This window comes from Nocardiopsis sp. NPDC049922, from assembly GCF_040660275.1.
Taxonomy (GTDB): domain Bacteria; phylum Actinomycetota; class Actinomycetes; order Streptosporangiales; family Streptosporangiaceae; genus Nocardiopsis.
In genome coordinates this window covers 414,178-440,270 of record NZ_JBFAME010000003.1, presented here as the reverse complement: position 1 = coordinate 440,270, position 26,093 = coordinate 414,178, and the positions used below count along the sequence as shown (strand labels likewise).

Annotated in this window: 22 protein-coding genes and 1 pseudogene; 13 read left to right on the top strand and 10 right to left on the bottom strand. The window is 73.0% G+C overall.

Annotated elements, in window-relative coordinates; genetic code table 11:
* From AB0I72_RS08815 to AB0I72_RS08795, 5 genes and pseudogenes are all read left to right on the top strand, one after another.
* A pseudogene (locus AB0I72_RS08815) lies at nt 1-1,075 on the top strand (hypothetical protein); the annotation flags it as partial.
* Nucleotides 975-1,307 carry a YbaB/EbfC family nucleoid-associated protein gene (locus AB0I72_RS08810; RefSeq protein ID WP_358564620.1) on the top strand — a complete coding sequence of 111 codons (333 nt, stop codon included), beginning with the start codon at nt 975-977 and terminating at the stop codon, nt 1,305-1,307. The pseudogene AB0I72_RS08815 and the gene AB0I72_RS08810, both read left to right, overlap by 101 nt.
* Before the next feature lie 49 nt (nt 1,308-1,356).
* Nucleotides 1,357-1,737: a hypothetical protein gene (locus AB0I72_RS08805; RefSeq protein WP_358564545.1), complete on the top strand. Its 381-nt coding sequence runs from the start codon at nt 1,357-1,359 to the stop codon at nt 1,735-1,737.
* A gap of 49 nt (nt 1,738-1,786) precedes the next feature.
* Entirely contained in the window at nt 1,787-3,367 is a 1,581-nt protein-coding gene (locus AB0I72_RS08800; protein WP_358564543.1) for a hypothetical protein, read from the top strand.
* Nucleotides 3,368-3,464: 97 nt separating this feature from the next.
* Nucleotides 3,465-6,776, top strand: coding sequence for a right-handed parallel beta-helix repeat-containing protein (locus AB0I72_RS08795; protein ID WP_358564541.1), 3,312 nt, complete (start codon nt 3,465-3,467; stop codon nt 6,774-6,776).
* Between the two features lie 193 nt (nt 6,777-6,969).
* Here AB0I72_RS08795 and AB0I72_RS08790 read toward each other — a convergent pair whose 3' ends face one another.
* Nucleotides 6,970-7,680, bottom strand: coding sequence for a methyltransferase domain-containing protein (locus AB0I72_RS08790; protein WP_358564539.1), 711 nt, complete (start codon nt 7,678-7,680; stop codon nt 6,970-6,972).
* 227 nt (nt 7,681-7,907) lie between these two features.
* On the opposite strand from AB0I72_RS08790, the gene bioB reads away from it, so the two are divergent.
* A complete protein-coding gene (bioB, locus tag AB0I72_RS08785; RefSeq protein WP_358564537.1) occupies nt 7,908-8,969 on the top strand; it encodes a biotin synthase BioB in 1,062 nt (353 codons plus the stop codon).
* 56 nt (nt 8,970-9,025) lie between these two features.
* Here bioB and AB0I72_RS08780 read toward each other — a convergent pair whose 3' ends face one another.
* Together AB0I72_RS08780 and AB0I72_RS08775 are read right to left on the bottom strand one after the other, a co-directional pair.
* Nucleotides 9,026-9,316: a YiaA/YiaB family inner membrane protein gene (locus AB0I72_RS08780; RefSeq protein ID WP_358564535.1), complete on the bottom strand. Its 291-nt coding sequence runs from the start codon at nt 9,314-9,316 to the stop codon at nt 9,026-9,028.
* Between the two features lie 65 nt (nt 9,317-9,381).
* Nucleotides 9,382-11,325 carry an ABC transporter ATP-binding protein gene (locus AB0I72_RS08775; RefSeq protein ID WP_358564533.1) on the bottom strand — a complete coding sequence of 648 codons (1,944 nt, stop codon included), beginning with the start codon at nt 11,323-11,325 and terminating at the stop codon, nt 9,382-9,384.
* Nucleotides 11,326-11,630: 305 nt separating this feature from the next.
* Between AB0I72_RS08775 and AB0I72_RS08770 the strand changes: the two genes are divergently transcribed.
* Complete coding sequence (locus tag AB0I72_RS08770) at nt 11,631-13,169, top strand: serine hydrolase domain-containing protein (protein WP_358564531.1); 1,539 nt, start codon at nt 11,631-11,633, stop codon at nt 13,167-13,169.
* A gap of 243 nt (nt 13,170-13,412) precedes the next feature.
* Here AB0I72_RS08770 and AB0I72_RS08765 read toward each other — a convergent pair whose 3' ends face one another.
* From AB0I72_RS08765 to AB0I72_RS08755, 3 genes are all read right to left on the bottom strand, one after another.
* The gene (locus AB0I72_RS08765; protein ID WP_358564529.1) at nt 13,413-14,609 is read right to left on the bottom strand and encodes a cation:proton antiporter; all 1,197 of its coding nucleotides are present in this window, start codon (nt 14,607-14,609) and stop codon (nt 13,413-13,415) included.
* Between the two features lie 110 nt (nt 14,610-14,719).
* Entirely contained in the window at nt 14,720-15,574 is an 855-nt protein-coding gene (locus AB0I72_RS08760) for a siderophore-interacting protein (RefSeq protein ID WP_358564527.1), read from the bottom strand.
* A gap of 116 nt (nt 15,575-15,690) precedes the next feature.
* Nucleotides 15,691-16,806 (bottom strand): FAD-binding oxidoreductase, encoded by a 1,116-nt coding sequence (locus tag AB0I72_RS08755; RefSeq protein WP_358564525.1) that lies wholly within the window; start codon nt 16,804-16,806, stop codon nt 15,691-15,693.
* A gap of 129 nt (nt 16,807-16,935) precedes the next feature.
* Here AB0I72_RS08755 and ddaH point away from each other — a divergent pair, with 129 nt between their 5' ends.
* On the top strand, nt 16,936-17,715 hold the full coding sequence (gene ddaH, locus AB0I72_RS08750; protein WP_358564523.1) for a dimethylargininase: 780 nt from the start codon (nt 16,936-16,938) through the stop codon (nt 17,713-17,715).
* Between the two features lie 58 nt (nt 17,716-17,773).
* On the opposite strand, the gene AB0I72_RS08745 is transcribed toward ddaH, so the two are convergent.
* From AB0I72_RS08745 to AB0I72_RS08730, 4 genes are all read right to left on the bottom strand, one after another.
* A complete protein-coding gene (locus AB0I72_RS08745) occupies nt 17,774-18,340 on the bottom strand; it encodes a Clp protease N-terminal domain-containing protein (protein WP_358564521.1) in 567 nt (188 codons plus the stop codon).
* A 9-nt stretch (nt 18,341-18,349) separates the two neighbouring features.
* Entirely contained in the window at nt 18,350-18,550 is a 201-nt protein-coding gene (locus tag AB0I72_RS08740; RefSeq protein ID WP_358564519.1) for a helix-turn-helix domain-containing protein, read from the bottom strand.
* A 68-nt stretch (nt 18,551-18,618) separates the two neighbouring features.
* Entirely contained in the window at nt 18,619-19,458 is an 840-nt protein-coding gene (locus AB0I72_RS08735; protein WP_358564517.1) for an ABC transporter permease, read from the bottom strand.
* Nucleotides 19,455-20,432 (bottom strand): ATP-binding cassette domain-containing protein, encoded by a 978-nt coding sequence (locus AB0I72_RS08730; protein ID WP_358564515.1) that lies wholly within the window; start codon nt 20,430-20,432, stop codon nt 19,455-19,457. Before AB0I72_RS08730 ends, AB0I72_RS08735 begins: the two co-directional genes overlap by 4 nt.
* A 209-nt stretch (nt 20,433-20,641) precedes the next feature.
* Between AB0I72_RS08730 and AB0I72_RS08725 the strand changes: the two genes are divergently transcribed.
* The 5 genes from AB0I72_RS08725 to AB0I72_RS08705 all read left to right on the top strand — a co-directional run bounded on the left by AB0I72_RS08725 (nt 20,642) and on the right by AB0I72_RS08705 (nt 26,092).
* Nucleotides 20,642-20,803, top strand: a complete 162-nt coding sequence (locus AB0I72_RS08725) for a hypothetical protein (RefSeq protein WP_358564513.1) — start codon at nt 20,642-20,644, stop codon at nt 20,801-20,803.
* Nucleotides 20,804-20,960: 157 nt separating this feature from the next.
* Nucleotides 20,961-23,534 carry a class IV lanthionine synthetase LanL gene (lanL, locus tag AB0I72_RS08720; protein WP_358564511.1) on the top strand — a complete coding sequence of 858 codons (2,574 nt, stop codon included), beginning with the start codon at nt 20,961-20,963 and terminating at the stop codon, nt 23,532-23,534.
* 81 nt (nt 23,535-23,615) lie between these two features.
* Nucleotides 23,616-24,017 (top strand): RidA family protein, encoded by a 402-nt coding sequence (locus tag AB0I72_RS08715; protein WP_358564509.1) that lies wholly within the window; start codon nt 23,616-23,618, stop codon nt 24,015-24,017.
* 139 nt (nt 24,018-24,156) lie between these two features.
* A complete protein-coding gene (locus AB0I72_RS08710) occupies nt 24,157-25,113 on the top strand; it encodes a YafY family protein (RefSeq protein WP_358564508.1) in 957 nt (318 codons plus the stop codon).
* 91 nt (nt 25,114-25,204) lie between these two features.
* Complete coding sequence (locus tag AB0I72_RS08705) at nt 25,205-26,092, top strand: GNAT family N-acetyltransferase (RefSeq protein ID WP_358564618.1); 888 nt, start codon at nt 25,205-25,207, stop codon at nt 26,090-26,092.
* Nucleotide 26,093: the final 1 nt, after the last annotated feature.

Genomic DNA, 26,093 nt, shown 5'->3' with positions numbered 1-26,093 from the left:
CTTCAACCCCGAGACGGGTCTGCCGATCAACTACGACCCGGGGACCGGGCAGGTCCTGCCGATCGACCCGATCACCGGGGAGCCCCTCACCCCAGGGGGAGTGCCCACCCAGCTGGAGTTGGACCCGGAGACGGGTCTGCCGATCGATCCGGAGACCGGGCAGCTGTACCCGGTCGATCCGGAGACGGGGGAGCCCTTCAACCCCGAGACGGGTCTGCCGATCAACTACGACCCGGGGACCGGGCAGGTCCTGCCGATCGACCCGATCACCGGGGAGCCCCTCACCCCAGGAGGACCGACCACCCAGCTGGAATCGAACCCGGAGACGGGGCCGCCGACCAACCACGACCCCGACGACGGCTCGTCCGTTCCGATCAACCCGGTCACCGGCGAGCCCTACGAGGTCGACGACCTGGGCCTGACCTACCCCATCGACCCCGAAACCGGCGAACCGATCACCGACGGGTTCACCGGCGGCGGGGTCGGCGGTCCGGACGGCCAGATCCCGACGGTGTCCACACCCGGCCCGCTCGGCCTGAACTACGCAGGCGCGAGCGGACCGGACGGCCCCACCGGCCTCACCGACGACGGTCGGTCCATCAACCGTTCCTCCATGTTCCAGGCTCAGGGCCCGGGTGGCTCGCAGGCGCAGGGGCAGACGACCGGGAACGGCACCCTCTCCTCGGGCACCGGCGCTGACTCCGGGTCGAGAACGGTCGGCGGCGCTGGAGCGGGATCGCCCATGATGCCTCCCATGATGGGCGGCATGGGCGGACAGGGCGCTCAGGGTGAGCGCGAACGGTCGCGCTCGACCTGGCTGGCGGAGGAGGAGAAGGTCTGGGGCACGACGGTCAACGGCCAGAGCACGATTCTGGGGCGGCCCACTCCAGGTGACAAGAAGAGGAAAGCGGTGCGCAATGACTTCCTGGAATCCGGAGCAGATGGAACAGGAGTTGGCACGTCTTCACGAGACGCTGGCGAAGGTCGATCGCGCAAGCGAAAGCCTGGAGTCGGCAACCGAGGAGGTCGTCGCAAAGAGCAGGCTGGTGGGGGCGAAGGTGAACGGCAGGGGTGAGCTCGTCGAGCTGAAGTTCCACAACCAGAACTACCGGGAGATGGCCCCGGCCGAGCTGGCCTCCGCGATCGTGGACGTCATCACCCGGGCCCGGGCGAGGATGGCCGAGCGTATCGCCGAGGCCTACCAGCCGTTCATGCCCGAGGGGCTGGACGCGACCGAGGCGATGAACGGCCAGCTCGACACCCGCGCCATGTTCGAGCGCATGGGTGTCCCCCTGCCCCCGCAGTAACAGGCCACCCCAGCCCCCCCTGCATCCCCCACCGAAAGGCGACACCACCATGCCGAACCCCGAAGGCAACTTCGGCGCCTCACCCGACGAGCTCACCAGAGACAGCACCTGGATCTTCGAGGGCGCGGAGTTCACCAAGAAGGTCATGAAGGAGTACCAGACGCAGCGGGCGGCTCTGAGCACGCCCTGGGAGCCCTGGGGCGACCCGAACCTCGAAGGCGACGACTTCGCGAAGGACTACGGCACGACGTTCACCCAGTTGGAGGAGGGCTTCGGCATCTACATGAACGCCGTCGTCCAGGCCACCGCGGACACCGCGGAGAAACTGTTCAAGACCGGTCGGAACGTGCGGACGACCGAGGACGAGAACGAGGAGACCGCGGTTCTGCCCGACCCGCGGTCCGGCACGGGCGACGGCGGACGCCGGTGATCCTCTCTCACCCGACCGCGCCCGCGCGGTTCCCCGGAAAGGACATCCGATGACCGACACGCCCCAGCGGCGCGACCCGGCCCCGGGCAACCAGGTGTCGGCCGCCGACTTCCAGGCCTCCCTCAACGGGGCGGCCGCTCCGGCCACGCCGCCGCCCGCGCCCACGCGGGGCCGAGCGCACCCCGCACCCGCGTCGGCGACGGCCTCGGACACGTCGGCCCGGGAGGAGGGCGCCGCCCCACCCGTACGCACCGACCACCTCCACAGCACCGTCACCCCGGGGGCGGGCGCGGACGAACCCGCGGTGGAGGCGGCGATGGACCGCCCCAGCAAGCCGGTTCTGGCCGGGGCCGCCATCGCCGGGCTGCTGCTCGTCGTCGCCCCGTTCGCCTTCTCCACGGGGATGCAGAACGGAACCTGGTTGACGTCGATCCCCCTCTCGGCCGGGGGCGCCCTCGGCGACGGCCCGGCCCAGGGCACGGCCGCCGAGGCGGCGGACACCGTCACGGGACCCTCGGGCGTCGACGGATCGGCGGGCGCCTCGGGTGAGACCTCGGGCGACTCCGACTCCGGTTCGGAACAGGACTCGGGAGGCGACCCCTCCGCCGACACCGGGGGCGCGCCGGGCGCCGAGGACCCGGGATACATCCCCGAGGCACTCCCCCAGGACACCGGGAGTCCCGCCCTGCCCGAGACGGAGGGCACCGAACGGAACGACGTCCCAGCCGACACCCCCGCCTCCGAGGCGGGCGACGTCGCCTCCGAGCGCGCGGAGACGACCCCCGAGCGGTCCGACGACGCCGAGGGGGCGAGCGGGTCCGACACCGAGCCGGACCAGGACGCGAACGGCGGTACGGACACCCAGGACACTCCGGCCGCGGCCGACACACCGGACGAGGCTCCCGCCGACACCGACACCGAATCGACCACGACGGAAGACGAGGACACCTCCGACGAGTCGGAGCCTGCGGCCGAAGACACCCCGAACACCCTCGCCGACCAGGACACCGGAACCGCCGAGGGCGACACCACCGCGCCCGGGGCGGACCAGGGCGGCGGCTCCCTCCTGGAGGACACCGTCGAGAGCAACGGCGCCGCGTCCCCGGAACCGTTCTCCGCCGTCACCGGCCCCGGCTGCCTGGCCTCCCCCGGCGCCGCCTACGACCGGGTGGGCCGATGGGACAGCGCCGAGGGAACCTCCAGCTGGGCCACCCGACCCGGCGGCTACGGCCAGGAGGGCTGCGACGGCGGGTACGAGGCCATCCCCGTGTCGGGGAACGCGGACCACGGCGACGGACAGTACGCGCTCTGGGCGTTCTCCCCCGGCTACCCGAACGCGACCTGCGAGATCTACGTCTTCGTCCCCGATGACGAGAGCCCGCTGTGGGTCGCCGAGACCGAGGCGACCTACCAGATCTACTCCGGTCCGAGGCCCGAGGGCGACGCGATCGCCGTCTTCGGGATCACCCAGGCGAACGTGCGCGGGGCCTGGGTCCAGGTCACCGGATTCACGTCGCCGACGGAGGAGTTCACCGTCCAACTGACCAACGTCGGTGAGAATCCGCTCGCCGACCAGGAGCACGCCAGCTCGCACGTCGCCGCGTCGGTGGTGCGCGCGACCTGCTCCTGACCCACGCCGCCACCGGGTGGGGCGGGCCCCGGCCGCCCCACCCGAACCGCCGGGCCACCGCCTGGGGGTCGGTACACGAGAAATGGAAGAAACACCGATGGCCAGGCAACTCCTCAGCGTCGCACCGGACGGAACGGACGCGCACAGGACGATCACCGACGCTGTCAAGGCGGCCAGGAGCGGAGCGCTCATCACCATCGCCCCCGGGCGTTACGCCGAGAACCTCGTCCTGCTCAAGGTGGTCACCCTGGTGGCCCGTGACGGGCGCGGCAGCGTGGAGATCAGCTCGGACTCCGCGAGCGCGGTGGTGTCCGGGGCGGAGGCGGTCAAGCTCTCCGGCCTCATCCTGCGCGGCCGCGACAAGGACAGGCCCGCGGTGGACATCCCCGCCGGGCAGCTGGAGATGGCCGACTGCGAGGTCGACGGCGCCGCCTGGACGGCGGTGTCGGTGCGCGGCGACGGCGCCCTCGCCATGCGCGAGAGCCGGGTGACCTGCTCCGCCGGAGCGGGTGTCGTCGTCACCTCACCGGAGTCGACCGTCATCGAGGACTGCGTGATCGAGGACGTCGACACGAGCGCCCTGGTCATCAGTGAGAACGGACGCCCCACCGTTCACGCGTGCACCCTGCGCGGGGCGGGCGGCAACGGGGTCTTCGCCAGCGGTCAGGCGGGCGGAGTCATCCAGGACTGTGTCATCACGGACGTCAAGAAGCCCGCGATCGCCCTGGAGGAGAACGCCGCCACCACCCTGCGCGGCACCCGCGTGCACCACGTCGCGGGCGACGGCGTGACCGTCGCCAGCCGCGCCCGCCCGCTGATCGAGGACTGCGTCGTCGAGGACGTCGGCAAGCGGGGCATCGCGGTGCACAGCGGTTCCGACCCCCAGGTCTCCCACCTGACCGTGACGCGCTCCCAGGAGGCGGGCATCCACCTGTCCGGACGCGCCCGGGGCCAGTTCACCGAGTGCGAGGTGTCCGAGACCAAGGGCGACGGCGTGTGCGCCGAGGACGGCGCCGCGACCACGTTCATCGGGCTGACCGTGCGCGGCGGCACCGGCACCCGGCTGCGCGGCGGGAGCACCGCCGAGTTCGACCGCGGTCTGATCACCGGCAGCCAGGGGCCCGGCGTGGTCATCGAGGACTGCGCCCCCTTCCTGCGGGGTGTGGCCGTCACCGACACCCGGGGGCAGGGAGTGGAGTTCCTGGGCGCCGGCCACGGGCGGCTGGAGGACGTGACCCTGGAACGGACCGGCAAGGCCGCCGTCTCCGTGACCGGCGAGTCCCGTCCGCTGCTCACCGGACTCCAGATCAGCGAGAGCCGCGACACCGGCGTCACGGTCGGCGCCGGCGCCAAGGCGGACCTGCGCGACTGCGACATCTCCTCGTGCACGGGCGACGGGCTCTCGGTCCAGAACGAGGGCGAGGCGAGCGTGCTGCGTTCGCGCGTCTACAACGGCAGGCGCAACGGCGTGCTGGTGGCCTCGGGCGGGACCGCCTCACTGCGGCGGTGCGAGATGTTCGGCAACGCCGGCGACGGCATCCTGATCCACTCGCGCGAGGACGTCGTCGTGGAGGACTGCTCGGTGCGCGACAACGCGCGCGCGGGCCTGCGCCAGACCGTGCGCAGCGAACGCGTCCGGGCCGAGGAGCTGCTCAGCCACGGCAACGGCGCCCCCGACACCTACGGCGAGGAGGCCGGGACCCCGCTGCCCGCGTCGGTGGCCGCACCCGCCGCCGACACCGACGCCGGGGAGACCGAGGAGTCGCAGGGGCCGCTGGCCGAGCTCGACGCCCTGGTCGGGTTGGGCAACGTCAAGCACGAGGTCAAGACGCTCGTCAAACGCAACCAGATGGCCAAGCGGCGCGCGGAGATGGGACTGCCGACACCGCCGATGAGCCGCCACCTCGTCTTCGGCGGAGCTCCCGGCACCGGTAAGACCACCGTGGCCCGCCTCTACGGTCGGATCCTGGCGGAGCTGGACGTTCTGCGCTACGGGCACGTCGTCGAGGTGGCGCGCGCCGACCTGGTCTCGCAGTACGTCGGCGGCACGGCGATCAAGACCACCGAGGTGTTCGAGCGGGCCAAGGGCGGCGTCCTGTTCGTCGACGAGGCCTACACGCTCTCCGCCGGCTCCGAGGGCGGTGGCGGCGGCCCCGACTTCGGCCGGGAGGCGATCGACACGCTGGTCAAGCTGATGGAGGACCACCGCGACGAGGTGGTCGTCATCGTCGCCGGATACACCCACGAGATGCGGCGGTTCCTGGACTCCAACCCCGGTCTGGCATCGCGGTTCAGCAAGACGATCGAGTTCGAGAACTACACGGTCGACGAGCTCGTGCGGATCGTCCGCCTCCTGTGCGACGCGCACGGCTACGTGATGGACGAGAGCACGGTCGAGGTGCTGTCGGCCCACTTCGAGCAGGTCCCCAAGGGCCCGGCGTTCGGCAACGGCCGCGAGGCGCGCAAGATCTTCGAGACGATGATCGACCGGCAGGCCTACCGGCTGGGCGGCGACGCGCCGGACGACCCCTCGGAGATGGCCCGCCTCATGCCCGCCGACCTCGGGCCGGACATCGAGGCCGCGGCCGGGCCCACGACCTCGGTCGACGAGGTGGCGGCCCTGCGCGAGGAACTGAACGCGATGATCGGGCTCAGCGACGTCAAGACCACCGTCAACGACCTGGCCAACCTCCTGGTGATGTCCGAGCAGCGCAAGTCCATGGGGCTGCCGGTGGCGGCCATGAGCCACCACCTCGTGTTCGCCGGTCCTCCCGGTACCGGCAAGACGACGGTCGCGCGGCTGTACGGGCGGCTCCTGAGGACGCTGGGCGTCCTGCCCGGCGGCCAGGTCATCGAGACGGCCCGCTCCGACCTCGTCGGGCGCTACGTCGGGCACACCGCGCAGATGACCGCCGAGGTGTTCGAGCGGGCCAAGGGCGGTGTGCTGTTCGTCGACGAGGCCTACACCCTGGCGCCCAGGGGCAACGGCGGGTCGGACTTCGGCCAGGAGGCGATCGACACGCTGGTCAAGCTGATGGAGGACCACCGCGACGAGGTGGTCGTCATCGTCGCCGGATACACCCACGAGATGCGGCGGTTCCTGGACTCCAACCCCGGTTTGGCCTCACGGTTCAACCACCGGGTCGAGTTCCCCTCCTACAGCGACGACGAGCTGGTCACGATCGTGGACCGGATGGCGTCCGGGTCCGGCTACACGTGCTCCCCCGACACGCTGGCCGCGCTCGGGGAGCACTTCTCCGGGGTGGAGCGCGACGCCAACTTCGGCAACGCCCGCTACGCGCGCCAGGTCCTGGAGCGGATGATCACCCGCCAGGCCGGACGCCTGGTCAGCGTCGGCGATCCCACCCGCGAGGACTTCACCACGCTGCTGGTGGAGGACATCCCTTAACGGTTCGCGGCCCCGGGCACGACTGCCCGGGGCCGCGAACGCCCCTCCCGCCCCGCGGGAAGGACTCGTGCAGGTCGTGCCGCACCGCGGTGACGCGGTCGTCCAAGCCGTGTGAGCGGGCCAGGGCGCCTCACCCGTGCTCGGGCTTGCGCATCTCCACCAGGGTCCGGGCGGAGTACGCGACGAACGGCCCCTAGGCCCGGATGCGCTCGTGCAGCTCCCGCAGGCGGTCGCGGTACTGGTCGACGGCGAAGCCCGGGACGGTCCAGATCACCTTGCGCAGGAAGTAGACGACGGCGCCCACGTCGAAGAACTCCATGCGCAGACGTTCGGTGCGCACGTCCACGGCCTCCAGGCCCGCGGACCCGGCTTGCGCGGTCTCCTCGTCGGGGTGGCGTTTGCGCCGGTACTCGTCCGGGATGGGGCCGAGGAAGAACTCCGACAGCTCGAACACGGTCTCGGGTCCCACGTGCTGGGCGAAGTAGGTCCCGCCCGGACGGAGCACGCGGGCGATCTCGTCCCAGTGCACGGTCGCCGGGTGGCGGCTGGTGACCAGATCGAAGGCGGCGTCGGCGAAGGGCAGCGGGGGTTCGTCCGGGGTGGCGACCACGACCGCGCCGCGCGGGTGGAGCAGTGCGGTGGCGCGGGCGGCGTTGGGCGGCCAGGACTCCGTGGCGGCCATGGTGGGCGGGAAGGAGGGGACCCCGGCCAGCACCTCGCCGCCTCCGGTCTGCACGTCCAGGGCCGCGGTGACGGAGGGATCGGCCAGGCGCCCGCCCAGGAGTCTCTGGTAGCCCCAGGAGGGGCGTTGTTCGGTGGCTCTGCCCTCCAGCCAGGAGAAGTCCCAGCCGTCCACGGACACGGTGGCGGCCTCGGTGATCAGGTCGTCGAAGGTTGCGGTCATGGTGGGGATTGTCCCTGCCGCAGAGCGGGATCGCCACATGTTTTCGCTGGTGGTAGCGCATTCGGGAGGGCCAGGTGCCGGGGCGGGCAGGCCTGCCGGACACGTGGCGACGACCGGGTCGGCCGACGACCGGTCAGGGAAACTGCCAGCGCGTACAAGACTTGGGCCGTGATTTTGGCGGGTTCGACGGATGCGCTCCGTCCGAACCACACTCCAGGATCGTCACCGTGACGACTTTCCACTCTCTGGCCGACAAGGCCCTCCGACGTGAGACGCCCACCCGCGACGAACTCCGCCAGGTCCTGAGCAGCTCCGACGACCACCTGATGGACCTCGTCGCCGCCGCCTTCCGGGTCCGCCTGCGGTACTTCGGCCGCCGGGTCAAGCTCAACTACCTCGTGAACATGAAGAGTGGACTGTGCCCGGAGGACTGCTTCTACTGTTCCCAGCGTCTCGGCTCCGACGCGGGCACCCTCAAGTACACCTGGCTCAAGCCCGACCAGACCCGTGAGGCGGTCTCCGCCGGTGTCCAGGCCGGGGCCACCCGGGTGTGCCTCGTCGCCAGCGGGCGCGGCCCCACCGACCGCGACGTCGACCGCCTGGCCCCCACCATCTCCGACATCAAGTCCGAGTTCCCCGGCGTCGAGGTGTGCGCCTGCCTGGGACTGCTCTCCGAGGGGCAGGCCGACCGCCTGCGCGACGCCGGAGCCGACGCCTACAACCACAACCTCAACACCTCCGAGGAACGCTACGCCGACATCTGCACCACCCACGAGTTCTCCGACCGGGTGGAGACCGTCGAACAGGCCAAGCACGCGGGGCTGTCCCCCTGCTCGGGCCTGATCGCGGGGATGAAGGAGAGCGACGACGACCTCATCGACGCCCTCCTGGCCCTGCGCGACCTGGAACCGGACTCGGTGCCGATCAACTTCCTCATGCCCTTCGAGGGCACCCCCCTGGAGGGCACCTGGGATCTCACCCCCCAACGCTGCCTGCGCATCGTGGCCGCCGCGCGCTTCGTCTTCCCCGACGTCGAGGTGCGCCTGGCCGGAGGACGCGAGATCCACCTGCGCTCCCTCCAGCCCCTGGCGCTGCACATCGCCAACTCGATCTTCCTGGGCGACTACCTCACCAGCGAGGGCCAGGCCGGCAAGGCCGACCGGGAGATGATCGAGGACGCCGGTTTCGAGATCCAGGGCGCCGGGGAGCCGACGCTGCCCAACGAGCGCCACGACCTGCTCAAGGCGCGCCAGCGAGGCGCTGGAACCGCTCTTCCGCCCAACGCCTGAGTCGACGACGCGCCCGGGTCCGGCGCCGCCGGGATGCCCCGGCGGCGCCGAACCGGCTATGGGTGCGGGTGGACCGGCTCCTGACCGCTCCAGACCGGCATCTGCTGGTAGTGCTGGGCCATCTCCTCCGCGATCGCGTCCTCCTGGCGGTCGCGCACGCACTTGGCCAGGGTGAAGGTCGACGTGATCACGAACAGCACACTCATTCCGAGGAAGGCGCGCATCCACAGGTCGACGGGCAGGTAGACGATGCCGACGCCCGCTCCGACGGAGGAGACCGCGAAGGCGATGATCGACTGGAGGTAGAACTGGGACGTGGACCGGGGGCGTGTGTTGGGGGTGCTCATGGGTCCATCGTGGCGCGGTCGCCGCGACGGCACCTGAGTACGCCTACTCAATCCGGCGCGGGCGCTCACCCGTCCTGGTAGGCGCTGGCCTGCATCCGCCACAGCTCCCGGTAGTGGTCGCAGGAGTCCATGAGCTCCTCGTGGGTGCCCCGCGCCAGGACCCGACCGCCCTCCAACACGATGATCACGTCGGCCGGACGTACCGACGCCAACCGGTGCGTGATGAGCACGACCGTCGCCCCCGTCCGCCCGGCGTGCTCGTGCACCGACCGGAAGAACCGGTGCTCGGCTCGCGCGTCCAGGGCCGAGGTCGGCTCGTCCACGATCAGCAACGGGACGTCGTCCACGTCTGCCCGGTAGAACGCCCGCGCCGCCGCGATCCGCTGCCACTGTCCTCCGGACGGCTCCACACCCCGCGCGAACGACTTGTCCAGCATCGTCTCCCACCCGTGCGGCAGACCCTCGACGACGGCGTCCGCGTGGCTGGCCACGGCGGCACGGTCGAGCCGGTCGCGGTCCACCGGGCCGCCCATGACGACGTTGGCGCGCGCCGTCATCGGCCAGTGGGTGTGGTCCTGGGCCATGACCGCGATGCGTCGGCGCAGGCTGTGCGCGTCGACCTCCGCCAGGTCGACCCCGTCCCAGCACACCCGGCCCCGGTCCGGCGCGTACAGGCCCGCGAGCAGCTTGGCCAGGGTCGACTTGCCCGACCCGTTCTCCCCCACCAGCGCCACGGTCACCCCGCGCGGCAGCGTGAGGTCGACGTCGGTCAGCGCGGGCGCGGACGCCTCCTCGTCGTCGCCGGGATAGGCGAACGTCACACCCTCGACCCGGATCCGACCGAACCCCGACGGGGCCTCGGGCAGCCCGGGCGGGGGCGTCAGCGCCGCCGAGCTCTCGGCCAGGTCCAGGAAGTCAGCGAAGTACAAGCCCGACTCGTACACCCTGCTCACGCCGTCCAACGCGTTGCTCAGCGCCCCCTGGGCGACGCGGATCGCCACCACCGCCGCACCGCCGGCGGCGATCGGCACCGTCCCCTGCACCAGCAGCCATCCGAGGGCGACGAACGCCGACAGGGTCACCAGACCGCTGAGGGAGTCGCCGCCCAGCCTGATGAGCGACGTGCGGGTGGCCAGGTCCATGTGCACGTCCACCTCGCGCTCCCCCAGCCGTTCGAACTGGGCGCACAGCACGTCCTCCATGTTGTACGAGCGGACCTCGCTGGCGTTGCGCTGGTCCAGCATCATCCGCTGGAGCAGCCACTTGCGGCGGCGCGCCTCGGTCAGGGCGAGCATCACCCGGTAGCGCAGCCGCGCGGCGGCCGCCGACCCCCACCACTGCGGCACCAACGCGAGCAGCAGCAACGGCACCAGCACCGGGTGCAGCGCCCCGAGCACACCGGCCGCGGCCACGACGCCGACCAGGCCGGAGAGCACGTCGATCGTGTGGCGCACCAGCGTGCCCGCCTCGTCGGTTCCGCGCGCGTAGCCGCGGAACAGCTGGTTGTTGAAGGCGGTGGAGTCGAACGCGCCGCGCACCACCCCCGTGGTGAGCCGGTTGAAGTCGCGCTCGGCGGCGAAGACGACCTGCGGCTCCAACCGGGCCTGCGACCGTCCGGCCAGGGTGGAGCACACCCCGCGCGCGAGCATCGCCACCGCCAACAGGGCGAGCGAGGGAAGCGCGCCGAGCACCCGCTCCGGGGTGGGCACGGCGGCGAACAGCTGCTCCAGCACCACCGTGGTCATGGCCAGGGCCCAGGCGGTGGCCGCGCCCGTGCCCAGGTTCCAGAGCACGGTCGCGATCAGGTCGGCGCGGTTGGCCCGCCACCCCAGTCGCAGGGCCTGGCCCGCCAGGGCGGGCATCCTGCGCCCGACCGTGACCCAGTTCGCCTTGGCCGCCTCGTCGGCGTAGGCGAGGTAGCGGGTGGGGGCGAGCTCGGCCTCGGCGGTGCCGGGGTCGTCGGTGGGATCGTGCGGGTCGACGGTGTCGGTCGACGGGGTCACTGACACTACGGATTCCTCCACGGCCGTCGGGACGGGAGACGATCATGACCACAGCCCGTGACCGTGCGCTGCCGGGTTTCCGGTTGTGGACGGCCCGCATCGACCCGCGCCCACCTCGCTCCGCACGCACACCCGCGACCCTCTGGGGATCACCGGACCGCCACCGCTCCGACAGACGTACGAAAATCGCGGGGATAGGTCACCCCCGGAACTGGGGCGGATGAGGTCGTCCGGTCCTGGGGTTGACCGCAGCCCGAAGCCGGTGGCCAGCACCATCGCCACGGTCGCGCGCCGTGGCTAACCTGTCACGGATGACCAGCTCCTACCCCCTCTCCGCCCACACCCGCCGGTCCCCCCGTCCGCCGCGCGCCGGGCTTCGTGCCGCCGTGCTCCTCGCGGCCGTCACCGCCGTGCTCTCCGCGACCACCGTGCCTCCGGCGAGCGCCGACGGCACCGCCACCCCCTCGGCGCTGACGCCCGCCGCGATCGACGCCTCCGTGCGCGAGCACCAGGAGGCGTCGGGCGTTCCCGGCGTCGCTGTGGCCGTCACCCAGGGCACACGCGTCGTCCACGCGCGGGGCTACGGCACCACGCCCGCGGGCCAACCCGTCACCGCCCACACCCCGATGGCCCTGGCCTCGGTCAGCAAGTCCTTCACCGCGATGACCGTCCTCCAGCTGGTCGAATCCGGCGACGTGGACCTCGACGGGCGCGTGGTGACCTACCTGCCCGAGTTCACCATGGCCGACCCCCGGGCCGCGCGGATCACCGTGCGCCAGCTCCTCGACCAGACCTCGGGGATGTCCGACACCACGTTCCCCGCCTTCACGCGCGACCAACCGGACAGCCTGCGCGAGGCCGTGGCGAGCATGCGCACCGGGTGGCTGGCCGCCGATCCCGGCGCGCGCCACGAGTACCACAACCCCAACTTCCAGGTCGCCGCCCGGCTCGTCGAGGTCGTCACCGGCCGACCGTTCGCCGAACAGCTCCGGGACTCCGTCCTCGACCCGCTCGGGATGCACGACAGCACCACGATCGACACCGACCGCGACCTTCCCGCCAGCGCGCACGGACACCTCAAGGTCCTCGGGCACCCGGTGGCGGCGCCCGAGCCGCCCGCCTTCGGGAACGGCTCCGGCGGCATGACCGGCACCGCCGAGGACATGGCCGCATGGCTGGTCGCCCAGAACAACGGCGGCCGTGGACCGGACGGCACCCGGATCGCCTCACCCCGGACCCTCGCCCTGGCGCACACCCCCTCACCCGCGTCCGGCTCCTACGCCCTGGGCTGGTCGGTGGGCGAGACCCCGTCGGGTGCGCCGATCGTCGAACACGGCGGTGACCTGTTCACGGCGACCGCCTACCAGGCGCTCCTCCCCGAAACCGGGCACGGCGTCGCGGTTATGGCCAACACCGGCATGGCCTACGGGGACGCCCAAGCCGTCGCCGGGGCGCTGATCGCCCTGCTGGAACAGGAACCGCCCGCGCCCACGGCGGGGACGGCGCTGGTGTGGGCCGACGCGGCCTTCCTCCTCCTGGCCGCGCTCACCGTCGTGGCGACCTGGCGTGGCGTGCGCCGTTCGCGTCACTGGGCCCGACACTGCGCTGAACGGCTCGGCCTCACCGTGGTGCGGCTGCTGCCGCTGGCCCTGCCGCTCCTGCTGTTCACCGTGGTCCACCGGATCGTCGGCCTCCTGTACCGGGGGCGCGACGTCGCCTGGATCCAGGTGTCCTACCTCTACCCCACCCTCACGGCTCTCCTGGCCGTCGCCGCCCTGGGATGCGCTCTCCTCGCCGTCGTGCGTGTCGTCGCCCTGGTCCGCGAGCGGAGGCGGCCCGAGTATGAATAGCGCTGCGTCCCGAATCACCGTTTTCCCATCCACCTCCACCATTTCCGCAGTGCCCGCTCCCAGGCGGTGGGAGGAGATGCCGGGAACGTGATCGCCAGCGTCCGCCAGTACTTCCCCACAGCGACTACGGCGCCTGCGTCTCCCCCTGCTCCGACCTTCACGGGACCGCCGGGGCGCCCCGGACGATGGTCTCGGGTGTGGTGCCCCGCCCTCGGGGGGCATCGGTGCCGGGCCGGGCTTCCCCTACTCGTCGGCGGCGTGCGACTCCCGCCGCCTCCGCTCGCGCCCCACCAGAGCCAGGCCGATCTGGGGGAACAGCAGCACCGAGACCATGCCCGCGCCGACCAGCGCGGCCGCGTGCGCCGTGTTCATGTCACCGGCGCGGGTCCCGATCGTGGTCAGCACCACCAGCAGCGGCAGCGCCGTCGACGCGAACAGCCCCAGAGCCACTCCCTCGTGGCGGTTCAGTCCGTTGCGGCACAGCAGCCACACGGGGAGCCCCCGCACCAGCAGGAACAGCACCACGAACAGCGGCACGGTCACCACCGCGCCCCAGTCCGACGCCAGCGCCTCCAGGTCGAACCGGACCCCGGTCACCACGAAGAACACCGGGATGAACAGGCCGTAGGACACGGCCGTCATGCGCGTCTCGACCTCCGCGGCCTCCTCCGGATGGTGGGTGAGCAGCATGACCCGGACGATGATCCCCGCGGCGAAGGACCCCAGCACGCTGTCCAGTCCCAACTCGGTGGACACCCACAGCATGAACACCACGATCAGCAGGCACAGCCGGACCGCCAGCTGGGCGCTGGTGCCCAGCGTCACCCGGACCAGCCGCTGGACCCGAGCGGGGGTCCCCCGGACCGTGCGCCAGACCGCCAGCGCGGCCACGGCGAAGAAGGCCAGCAGCAGAAGCGACCCGGTCAGGGGACGGTAGCCGCTGAGCAGCAGCGAGATCACGACGATGGGCGCGAACTCCCCCATCGTCCCCGAGGCGAGCACACGCCCTCCCAGGCCCGTGCCGAGCACGCCGGAGTCGCGCAGGATCGGCAGCATGGTCCCCATCGCGGTGGTGGTCAGCGCGAGTCCGATGATCAGCGTCGAATGCGACCACCCGACCAGCACCCAGGCCGTGCCCAGCCCCAGACCGAGGGTGACCGCCCACGCCGCGCCCGCCCGGCTCAGCGTCCCCCTGGTCACCCTGGTCATGTCGATCTCGTAACCGGCCATGAACATCAGCAACGCCAGTCCCATGCTGGAGGCGGCCGTGACGACCTCGGTCTCCTCGACCACCCCGAACCCCGACGGGCCGATGAGGACGCCCAAGGCGATCTCCAGCACCACCCCGGGCAGCACCACCCAGCGGGCGAGCACGTCCACCGCCAGGGGCGCCGTGAACGCCGCGGTCAGGATGACCAGGACCGGGGTCAGGCTCGTCATGGCTTCGGACTCCACCGGTCCCGCCTTTCCGCAGCGTGCTCTGCCACCACGCCATCCTGGCGAACACGTGCGCCGAACCGGTGGAGCCGCGCCCGACGACCGCGTCGGCCTCAGCTCTCCTGGTGCAGGGCCACCTTCTCGCGCGCGTCGGCCATGTCCTCACCCGTGGGGGCGTCGTCCTGGGTCAGGGTCCGCCGCCAGTACCCGGTGAAGTCGATGTCCTTCCTGGGCAGTCGGCGGTCGTCGACCAGGTGGCGGCGCAGGGCGCGGACCATGCCCGCCTCCCCCGCGATCCACGCGCCCACCCTGCCCGGGGGCAGGTCCGCGTCGCGCACGGCCTCGACCAGGCGTTCCCCGTGCGCGGCCTCCCCTCGGTGGATCCACCGCACGTCCACGTCGGCGCGGGTGGTCAGGGCCAACTCCTCACCCGCGTCGCGGACCTCGACCAGGACGAGGGCGCGCCGCCCCTCCGGCAGGCTCTCCACCAGGGTGCCGATGGCGGGCAGGGCGGTCTCGTCGCCGGCCAGCAGCAGACCGTCGGGGGCGGCGGTGTCGAAGGGCAGGGAGTACTCGGGAGAGGGGCCGACCATGCCGAGGACCGCGCCCGGCCGGACCCGGCGCGCCCAGCGCGTGGCGGGCCCGTCGTCGCCGTGCACGACGAAGTCGATGTCGACGGTCCCCCGCTCGGGGTCGTGGCCGCGCAGGGTGAAGGCGCGCATCCAGGGGCGCTCGTCGTCGGGCAGGGCGGTGTAGGCCCGGTACCACGACATCAGGTCGCCGTCGGCCCCGGGCATGCGCGGCCGGTCCTGGCCCTCGCGGGGGAAGTAGAGCCTGACCTGCTGGTCCGGCCCGCCCAGGAACCCGGAGGTCAGGTCGTCCCCGGTGAAGGTCACGCGCACCATGTGCGGGGTGAGGTGGCGCGACGCGGTGACACGAAGGTGGCGGACGGGTGTTTCCTGGCTCACCAAAACTCCTCAGAATAGCTCTTCGCCCTGGTTTTCTCAAGGGCAGAACTCAAGTTCTAGCAAGCGTTTTCGCGAAAATGTCAAACAGAAAAGCGGGTGAATTATTGTGGCGTGCGTCACGTATTCTGGGGGCGGTCGGGACGGAACTCCGCCAGGTCGAACCCCGGGTCCTCTCCCATCGCCAACTGGGCGGCGACCAGCCCCTGGTAGGGCCCGAAGGTCAGGCCCTCCGACCCCAACCCCGTCGCGACCACGACCCCCGGCAACCGTTCGACCCGTCCCAGCAGCTGGCGGCCGTCGTGGGTACCCGGACGGAAGCCCACCCGCGTCTCCACGACCGAGGCCTCGGCCAACCCGGGCAGGACCTCCACCGCCGTGGACAGGTTGTGCAGCAGCCCGCTCGCGGTCACCCGACGGTCGAACCCCGCGTCGGGCTCGATCGTCCCGCCCGTGACCACCCGGTCGGGGCCGAAGGCGCACACGTAGTACTCGCGTTCCCCGAAACGGACCACCGGCCAGGCACGGGTGTCGCGCCCCGGCAGCGCGAAGTGCGTCATCTGCCCACGCACCGGGAACACCGGCAGCTCCACCCCCGCCACCGTCAGCAGCCGCGCCGACCACGCCCCGGCGGCGACGACGACCACGTCGGCGGCCAGCTCCTCGCCGCCCACGAGCACCCCGGTCACGCGGTGTCCGTTCCACGCCAGGTGCGCGTCGCCCTTGTGGTACCGCAGCCCCCGCTCCTCGGCGGCGTTGAACAGCGCGGTGCGGGCCCGGCGGCCGTCCAGGCGCGCCATCCCCTCGACGTACACGCCTCCGTAGGCCTCGGGCACCAGCGGGAACCGGCGGGTCGCCTCCCCGGGCGAGAGCCGTTCCACCCGCCCCATGGTGGCGAACTCCGGCCGTTCGGCCAGGGAGCGCATCAGGTCGTACCCGGCGTCGTCCCCCTCCCGGTCCACCGACATCCCGCCGACCGTCTCGTAGCCGGTCACGTGCCCGTCCTCGGCCAGCTCGGCCATCAAGGCGGGGTAGTGCGCGGCCGCCCGCGCCTTGAACTCCCACGAACCCGGCGTGTCCCAGGGGAAGGGCCAGGGGAACACCACCCCGGTCCCGGCCGAGGTGGCCTGACCCGCGTGCGAGGCGTCCACCAGCGCGATGGACACACCCTTCCTGGCCAGGTGGAAGGCCGCGCTCATCCCCACGATGCCGCCGCCGACAACGATCACGTCCATGTGCCCACCCTGCCGCGTGAGCGGGTCGCGGACAAGACGGACGACCCGCGTGCCGCGTCCGGGAACCGGGCGGGAGCGCGCGGTAGGTTGAGCTCTTCCGCACCCCGTCACCGCATCCCGGGAGGCCACGTGGACGGACACACCAGCCCCGGTCTGGCACTCACCCGCAGGCCCAGCCCCCGCATGGAACGGGGCATCGTCACCCACGTCCCCCGCTCGTCGGTGGACCCCGTGCTGGCCATGCGCCAGTTCGTCATCTACCAGGAGGCGCTGGCCTCGGCCGGCTGGCGGGTGGTCGAGGTCGATCCCGCACCGGACCTGCCCGACTCCGTGTTCGTCGAGGACACCGTGGTGGTCTGCGAGGACCTGGCGGTGCTGGCCCGCCCCGGGGCCGAGGAGCGCCGGGGCGAGGTCGAGGGCGTGGAGGCGGCGGTCCGCTCGCTCGGTCTTCGGGTCGCGCGTGTGGAGGCCCCCGGCACGTTGGACGGCGGCGACGTGCTCCAGGTGGACGAGACCGTGTACGTCGGTGTGGGCGGTCGGACCAACACCGAGGGCGCCGACCAGCTGGCGCGGCTGCTCAAACCGCTGGGGCGCGAGGTCCGGCGGGTCGGGCTCGGCGCGGTGCTGCACCTGAAGTCGGCGGTGACCGCGCTGCCCGACGGGACGCTGATCGGTCTGCCCGACCTGGTGGACGCCGCGGCCCTGCCGCCGATCCGGCGCGCCCCCGAGGAGCCGGGGGCGCACGTCCTTCCCCTGGGCGGGCGGGACGTTCTGGTCAGCGCCGCCGCGCACGCGACCATCCACGCACTGACCGCCGACCACTGGCGGGTCCTGCCGGTGGACGTCTCCGAGTTCGAGAGGATGGAGGGCTGCGTCACCTGTCTGAGCGTGCTGGTCCCCGGGCGGTGAGCCCGGCGGCGATCCCCGGGGCCTCGCGCGCGGCGGCCCGGCGCGAGGCCCCGGGAGGTCAGGCGGCGTCGTCGAGCGCGTCCCGGACGCGCCCGCGGGCCTCCTCGTAGGTCAGACCGTGCTCGGCGACGACCGCGGCCATGGGTTCGGGCAGTCCCTGGCGCAGCAGCGCCAGCAGGATGTGACCCGAGCCGATCGCCTTGTGCCTGAGGGACAGGCACTCACGCAGGCTCAGCTCCAGGACCTTCTTAGCCTCGGCGCCGAAGGGGCCGCCGAGCCGCCCCCGCTTGCGGGAACGCCGCGCCGAGGGGGCCGGGCGCAGCGCGTCCGGGCCGAAGGACTCCTCGATCCTCGCGAAGACCGCGTCGGTGTCCACGCCCACGGAGCGCAGGGCGGCGATCTCGTCGTCGGTGAGACCGGCGGGCCCGTCCTGGCGCCCATCTCCCCGCAGGACGTCGCGGGTGATGCCGTGGTCGGCGAGGATCCGCGCTCCGATGCCGTCGGGGTCCTCCGCGAGGGCGAGCATCAGGTGCGCGGGGCCGACCTCGTCCTCGCCCCGGTCGGTCGCCGACGCGACGGAGCCACGGACGATCTCCCGTGCCTCCCTGGTGAAACGCTCGAACATCGTCTCCTCCTAGTCCTGGGTGCGGCGTGCGTGCTTCTGGTGGACCGCCTGGCGTGTGACCCCCAGCACGTCGGCGATGGTCTGCCACGACCAGTTCTGGGCGCGGGCGTCGCTGACGTGCAGCGCCTCCAGGTGGTCGGCGAGCTTGCGCAGCGCGGCGACGGCCCTCAGTCCGGTCTCCGGGTCGATGGGGTCGGTTCTCTCAGCCACAGTGTCAATATAAATTGACGCGCATCCGCTGTCAATAAAAATTGACGCCCAATCCGCCCTGCCCCACCTCAGTGGTCGGGCCGGGAGAACCGGCGCGCCGCCACGACCAGGCACAACACCCCGAATGCCGCCAACACGGCCAGCTCGACCGACACCGGAACCCGCGACCCCCACACCTCCAACCCCTCGAACAGGTCCGCCGGCGCCTGTCCGGGCAGGCGGGCGGCGAGCACGCGGCGCGCCGCGTCCACGGCGTACGTCAGCGGGTTGAGCCCGGTCAGCGCGTCCAACCACGACGGCAGGCCGCTGAGCGGGAAGAACGCACCGGACAGGAACACCAGCGGGCCCAGGAGCAGCCCGGTGACCGCCTGGAAGGTCTGCGGGCTGGGCAGGGACACCGCCAGCAGGGCGCCCAGCGACGTCATCGCGAACGCCGCGAGCGCCAACACGGCCACGAACGACAGCAGCAGGACGGGGTCGTAGGGCACCTCCGCCGCGAACGCGAACACCAGCAGCACCGCCCCGTGGCACGTCGCCGTGGCCGTCCCCGCCAGCACCTTGCCCAGCAGCAGGGACTCACGGCGCACCGGGGCCACCAGCATCTCCCGCAGGAACCCGAACTCGCGGTCCCACAGGATCGAGGCCCCCGCCGCGAACGCGGGGGCCTGGATCGCCATCACCAGCACCCCCGGGAACAGGAAGGTGACGTACCCGATCCCCGACTCCCCGTCCGGGACCACCGCCCCCAGCCCGATCCCGAGCGAGACCAGGATCAGCAGCGGCTGCAGCAGGCTGATCACCAGCCGCAGCCGCTCGCGCCCGAACGTGATCATCTCCCGCTGCCACACCGCGCCCACGGCGCGCGCCTCCGCGGCCAGGCGCGGCCCGACCTCGCGCACGGCGATCACGGGGTCCCCCCCTCGGCGGCCGGGGAACGCATGCTGCGGCCGGTGTAGTGCAGGAACACGTCGTCCAGGCTGGGCTGGGACACCGTCGCGGAGGTGACCGCCCCCTCTAGGGCGGTGACGATCCGCGGCAGCATCGCCGCTCCGTCCTCGGCCTGGACCACCACCTGCCCCTCGACCACGGCGGGGCGCACGTCGAGGACGTCGGCGAGCACGCGGGCGTCGCGGTGGGGCGAGCCCGTGCGGACCCGGACGCTGTCGCGGCCGATCCGGGCCCGCAGGTCCTCGGGCGAGCCCAGCGCGACCACGCGCCCCTGGTCGAGGATGGCCAACCGGTCGCAGTGGTCGGCCTCGGCCAGGTGGTGGGTGGTCAGCAGCACGGTGGCGCCGGACTCGCGGCGCATGCGGTGCACGTGGTGCCAGACCTCGGCCCGGCTGTGCGGGTCCAGCCCCACGGTCGGCTCGTCCAGGAACAGGACGCGGGGCCCGTGCAGCAGACCGCGGGCGATCTCCAGACGGCGCTTCATCCCGCCCGACAGGGTGCTCACCAGGCCGCGACGCCGCTCGGCCAGTTCGGTGAGCGCGAGCATCGCACTCACGCGCTCGCGCGCCCGGCGGCGCGGCACCCCGTACAGGACGGCGTGGATGCGCAGGTTCTCCTCGACGGTGAGCTTGTCGTCCAGGGTCGTCTCCTGGAAGACCACGCCGATCGAGCGGCGCACGGCGGCCGGCCGGGTGCGCACGTCGTGCCCGGCCACCCACAGCCCCCCGGAGGTGGGCCGGGTCAGCGCGCACAGCATGGCGATCGTGGTGGACTTGCCCGCGCCGTTGGGGCCCAGGAGGCCGAAGATCTCCCCGGGGCGCACGAGCAGGTCCAGCCCGCGGACGGCCTCGACGCCGGGGAAGGTCTTGACGAGCCCCTCGGCCCGGATCGCGGGGACCTCGGGCGGGGATTCGGGCGTGGCCGCCTGGCGCATTGCGGCCGTCACTCCCATCGAGGCCGTGGGGGGTGTTTCGGGTTCCAATGCACTCCTCATGGGGCCAAAACGGGCGCGACCCGGTGGCCAGGTCGGGAAATCCGATGACCGGGCCGTTTTCCGTGCGTGTCAAGGGGGATTCAAGTCTTCGGCAAAGCTACACGAGGTAGCGTGCCTCTCACAATCAGTAGCCGAACGGGAAGGAACCCATGGCCGCGCAGGAACTCCCCCGCGACGCCGGGACGCTCGACACCACCGCCCTCGTCTCCCTCGGAGCCGAGACCGAGCTCATCTCCGACCAGCTCAACCTCGACTGCATCCGCACCTGCATCAGCGGCTGGACCATCCGCTGCGACGGAGCCACCTTCTAGCGCCCCGCGCGTCCCGACACCAGGAGCGTGCGCCGGCCCCGCACCCGGCCACGACCCTCGCCGCCCCGGCCACCGCCGGGGCGGCCCCACAGGGGGTGGCCGCCCGAGCACGACGGCCACCCCTTCCCCCGAACCCCACCGACGAGGGAGAGCGACGGTGCGCGAGCACGACGGCACCCCGACCCGCACCCCCGCACTGGACGACCGCATCCGCCGGGCCGGACGCGTGGTCACCGACCACCCCACCTGGACCGACGTCACCCTCCCCGGCCTCGACCTGCCCCCGCAGGGCTGGAAGATCCACCTCTCCGCCCGCCCCACGACCCTGGCCGAGACCCTCCACCGGGCCCTGCCCCTGCTGCTGCGCACCCCGTGCCGGTTCAAGTTCGCGCGCACCACCGAGATCCTGCGCGACCTCAACTCCCACCGCGCCCACCCCGGCGCCGTCGGCAAGGCCGTCACCGTCTACCCTCCGCGCGAGCACTTCACCGACCTCGCCGAGAAGCTGGCCGCCGAACTCGCCGGCATGGAGGGCCCGCGCGTCCACAGCGACCTGCGCCTGCGCCCCGACGCGCCCGTCTACTACCGCTACGCCCCCTTCGAGGCGACCCACGCCACCGACGACAACGGCGACCTCCACCTCGTCGTCCGCGACGACCAGGGCCGCGACCTGCCCGGCGGAGCCGACGGCCGCTACCACGCCCCCACCTGGACCCCCGACCCCCTCACCGGGCGCCTGCCCGCCCCCGCCCCGGGCCCGCCCTCCCCCCTCCTGCTCGGCGGCCGCTTCCTCGTGCCCGGCGCCATCGCCCACACCGCCACGGGCGGCGTCTACCGCGCCACCGACACCACCACCGGGCGCCCGGTGGTGGTCAAGGAACGCCGCGCCCACACCGACGAGGACCCCACCGGCACCCGCGACGCCCGCCACCGGCTCCGCGCCGAGGCCGCCCTCCTCCGCCACCTGGACGGCGTCGAGGGCGTGCCCCGCGTCGTCGACCACTTCCGGCACGGACCCGACGAGTTCCTCGCCACCACCGACCTCGGCCCCCGCGACCTGCGCACCGACGTGGCCACCCACGGCACGTACACCACCGCCGACCGCGATCTCGGCCGCCTCGCCGCCGACCTCGTCCACCTGGTCGACGCCGTCCACGCCCGCGGCGTCCTCGTCCGCGACCTGGCCCCCAAGAACGTCGTCATCACCGACCGGGGACGCGCGTGCCTGGTGGACTTCGAGATCAGCCACACCACCGACGACCCCGACCCCGCCCGGGGCTGGACACCCGGCTACTCCTCCCCGGCACAGGAACGCGGCGAACCCGCCCGACCCGAGGACGACCTCTACTCCCTGGGCGCCACCCTGCTCTACGCCGTCACCGGGATCGACCCGCCCTCCCGCGCCACCCGCGCGGTCCCCGACGACGGCCGGGCCCGCACCCTGCTCGCCGCCCTCGGCGACCGGGTCCCCGCCACGGCGGCGGTGATCCCCGACCTGATGTCCGCCGACACCGAACGACGCGTGCGCGCCAGGGGCCTGCTGCGCACCGGGGACACCCCCGCCCACTGCCGCGCCGACCCCCGCTACACCGTCACCCCCGCCTCCGTCGGCGCACTGGTCGAGACGGCGCTCGAACAGACCCACGAGGCCGCCCGCGCCCTGCTCACCGGCCGCGGCCGTTCCGCCGCCGGCGCCCCCAGCCCCACCAACCAGTACCAGGGCGCCGCCGGGATCGGCATGGAACTGCTCCGGCACCAGGACCCCGCCTCACGCTCCCTGGCCCGCGCCCTGGCGCACTGGACCTCGGGCTTCCTCGCCCTGCGCCCCGCACCGCCCGGTCTGCAACTCGGCACCTGCGGCACCGCGGTCTTCCTGGCCGCCGCCGCGCACGCGCTGGACGAGCCCACGCTCGCCGACGCGGTCCGGCCCCTGGCGCGCACCGCCCCCGAGACCGTCACCGCCACCGACCACACCGCCGGAGTGGCCGGAATCGGCCTGGGCCAACTCCACCTGTGGCGCCTGACCGGGGACGACACCCGCCTCGACCTGGCCCGGCGCTGCGCCCGACACCTCATCGACGCCCGCCCGGCCGCCTCCGCCCGTACCCGCGTGACCGACCCGGGCGACCACGACGCCGTGGCCGCCCACCTCGGGTTCGCCCACGGCCTGGCGGGCGTCACCGACCTCCTGCTCCGCCTGGACGCGGCCGTCGCCGACGCCGACGCCCGCGCCGAGGCCGACGCGGGGCTGGACGTGCTCGCCCACGTGCTCCCCGACCTGGTGGAGCACGCCGACCGGGCCACCGCCCGCCCCATGACCGTGTCCCACTGCCAGGGGCTCGCCGGGGTGGGCGGCGTCCTGCTGCGGGGCGGCGCGCACACCGGGAGGCGGCACCTGACCGACCTGGCCGTCCAGGCCGCCCGTCGCTGTCACGCGCACGCGCCCCGCGTCCTGGTCACCGGCCAGTGCTGCGGCCTGGCGGGCATCGGGGAGTTCCTGCTCGACACCGCCGACCGCACCGGCGACACCACCCACCGCGACGCCGCCCTGCGCGTGGCGGGCATGACCCTGGTCCGCTCGGACGGCGCCCCCGACGCCCCGGTCTTCCTCGACCACACCCGCGAACCGGGCGGCGGCTGGGCCAGCGGCGTCGCGGGCGTCCTGGCCTTCCTGCGCAGGCTGGAGCGCGGCGGCCCGCGCGACTGGCTGGGCGACCCGCCCACCGCGTGACCCGCGCCGCACCCGCCCCCGGAACGGTCCCGCCACGCCCTCCGTTGACGGGACATTCAACGACGACACGGAGGTGGAAGTGTGAGCGCGGTCACCCTGATCCGCAACGAGAGCCTGACCGAGCACGTGGACTACGCCTACGCGGCCTCGGCCCCCGCGACCGCACGCGTGGTGTGGACCGCCGGTGCCTGCCCCCTGGACGAGAACGGCGCCACCGTCGCCGTGGGCGACCACGCGGGACAGGCCGAACAGGTGATGCGCAACCTGCGCACGGCGCTCCGGGGCGCCGGAGCGGATCTGACCGACATCGTCAGGACCACGGTGTACGTGGCCTCCTCCCGCCAGGAGGACCTGGTCGCGGCCTGGGACGTCGTCCGCGCCCACATGGGCGACCACGACGCCCCCAGCACCCTGCTCGGCGTGGCCGCCCTCGGCTACGACGACCAGCTGGTCGAGGTCGAGGCGGTCGCCGTCACCGCCTGAACCGGCGCAAAGGGCGGCGCGCGAGGCGAGGACCACCGGAGGACAGCCGCTGTCCTCCAGCCCTGGCAGACTGCGGGTATCCGCCCACGGGGGGCCCGCGCCGCCGGGCCTCCCGCCACCCCGCCCCGGAGGAACCGCGATGAAAGCGACCTCGGCCCGCCTGCTGCGCCTGCTGTCCCTGCTCCAGACGCGCAGGGAGTGGCCCGGCGCCGACCTCGCCGACCGGCTCGACGTCAGCCCGCGCACGATCCGCCGCGACGTGGACCGCCTGCGCGAACTCGGCTACCCCATCCAGGCGACCATGGGCACCGGCGGCGGCTACCAACTCGGAGCCGGGGCCGCACTGCCACCCCTGCTGCTGGACGACGACGAGGCCGTGGCCGTCGCCGTGGGACTGCGCACCGCCGCCCAGGGCGGAGTGTCGGGAATCGAGGAGACCTCCGTCCGCGCCCTGGCCAAACTCCTCCAGGTGCTGCCCTCCCGCCTGCGGCGCAGAGTCGACGCCCTGGGGACCTTCACCGTCCCCATGCCCTCCGGCGGGCCCACCGTCGACGCCGACGTCCTCGCCCTGGTCGCCTCCGCCTGCCGCGACAGCGAACGACTCAGATTCGACTACGAACGCCACGACGGAAGCGCCTCCCGCCGCACCGTCGAACCCCTGCGCCTGGTCGCCCAGGGGCGCCGCTGGTACCTGGTGGCCTGGGACAACGACCGCGACGACTGGCGCACCTTCCGCGTCGACCGGATCCGGCCGCTGACGCCCACCGGACCGCGCGTCCCACCCCGCGACCCCCCGGAACAGGGCGTGGCCGCCTACCTGGCCGAGCGGATGGACCTGCACATGTGGCCGCACCAGGCCCGCATCCGCCTGTTCGTGTCCGCGGAGGAGGCCAGACACCACGCGGGCGTGTGGTTCGGCACCATCGAACCGGTGGACGACAGCAGCTGCGTCCTGGTCTGCGCCGGGCACTCCTACCTGCACATGGCCTGCTATCTGGGCATGCTCGACATCGACCTGGAGGTCGAGGAACCCGACGAGCTGCGCGAGCACATGGCCCGCCTGGCCGCCCGTCTCCACCGCGCCGCCCAACGCTGACCGCGCCGGACTTCGCGAAATGGCCCCACGCGCACCCATCGACCCACTACGTTAGGGAGTCTTCTGCATCCGAAGAGTAACGAAAGCAGGGCTGCGCGTGTCCACCCAGCTCCCGTGCCCCGAACTCCGGGACCTCAGCTGCCCACCGACCGTCCACGACCTGAATCCCGGCTACCGCGTCGCCCGCTGGGACCGCCCCGACGCGCTCTGCGCCCACAGCCGCGACCGCCTCCACGCCACCCTGCGCGGACTGGCCGAACGCGCCTTCGGCGCCGACCACTCCGGCTACTGGCGCACCCGCGTCCAGTCCGGGTTCTTCGACCAGATCACCACCCTGGCGCTCATCCTGGGTCCCGACGGCGCCCCCGTCGGCTGGGGCGGCTACCACCGGCTCCGCCTGGCCGCACGCCGCTCGCTGTACCTGGACGCCGCCGGCGTGGTCCCCGCCCACCGCCGGTTCGGCCTGTCCACGGCACTGATGACCCACTTCCTCACCCGCGAGGTCCTCGCCCACCCCCTGTCCAACACCTACGTCGTCCTGCGCACCCGCCACCCGGCCGTCTACGCGGGCTGGCGCAAGGGGATCGGGGCGCACCGCGTCTTCCCGAACCGGGGCCGCTCCCTGCCCGGCCTGGTCCGGCGCCTGGCCGGGGAGGCCGCCGACTGGCTGGGCGACGGCCCGCGCCTGCACCCCGACACCCTGGTCGTCCGCGACGCCTACCGCATGTTCGACGGCGACATCTACGGGGTCCGGCCGCGCTGCGGCGACACCGGCATCGACGGCTACTTCGACGACGCGGTCGGCCCCCGGGACGCGGTCCTGGTCGTGGCGCGCACCAACGTCCACGTGCTCGCCCGCATCGCCGCCGCCCGCCACGTGCGCTCGCGCGTGCGCCACCACCCGGAGGTCCGCCGCGCCAAGCCGCGGGCGCCCGAGTCCGCCACCCCCACCGGGGCGGGCGCCTCGGGGCTGCTCTGAG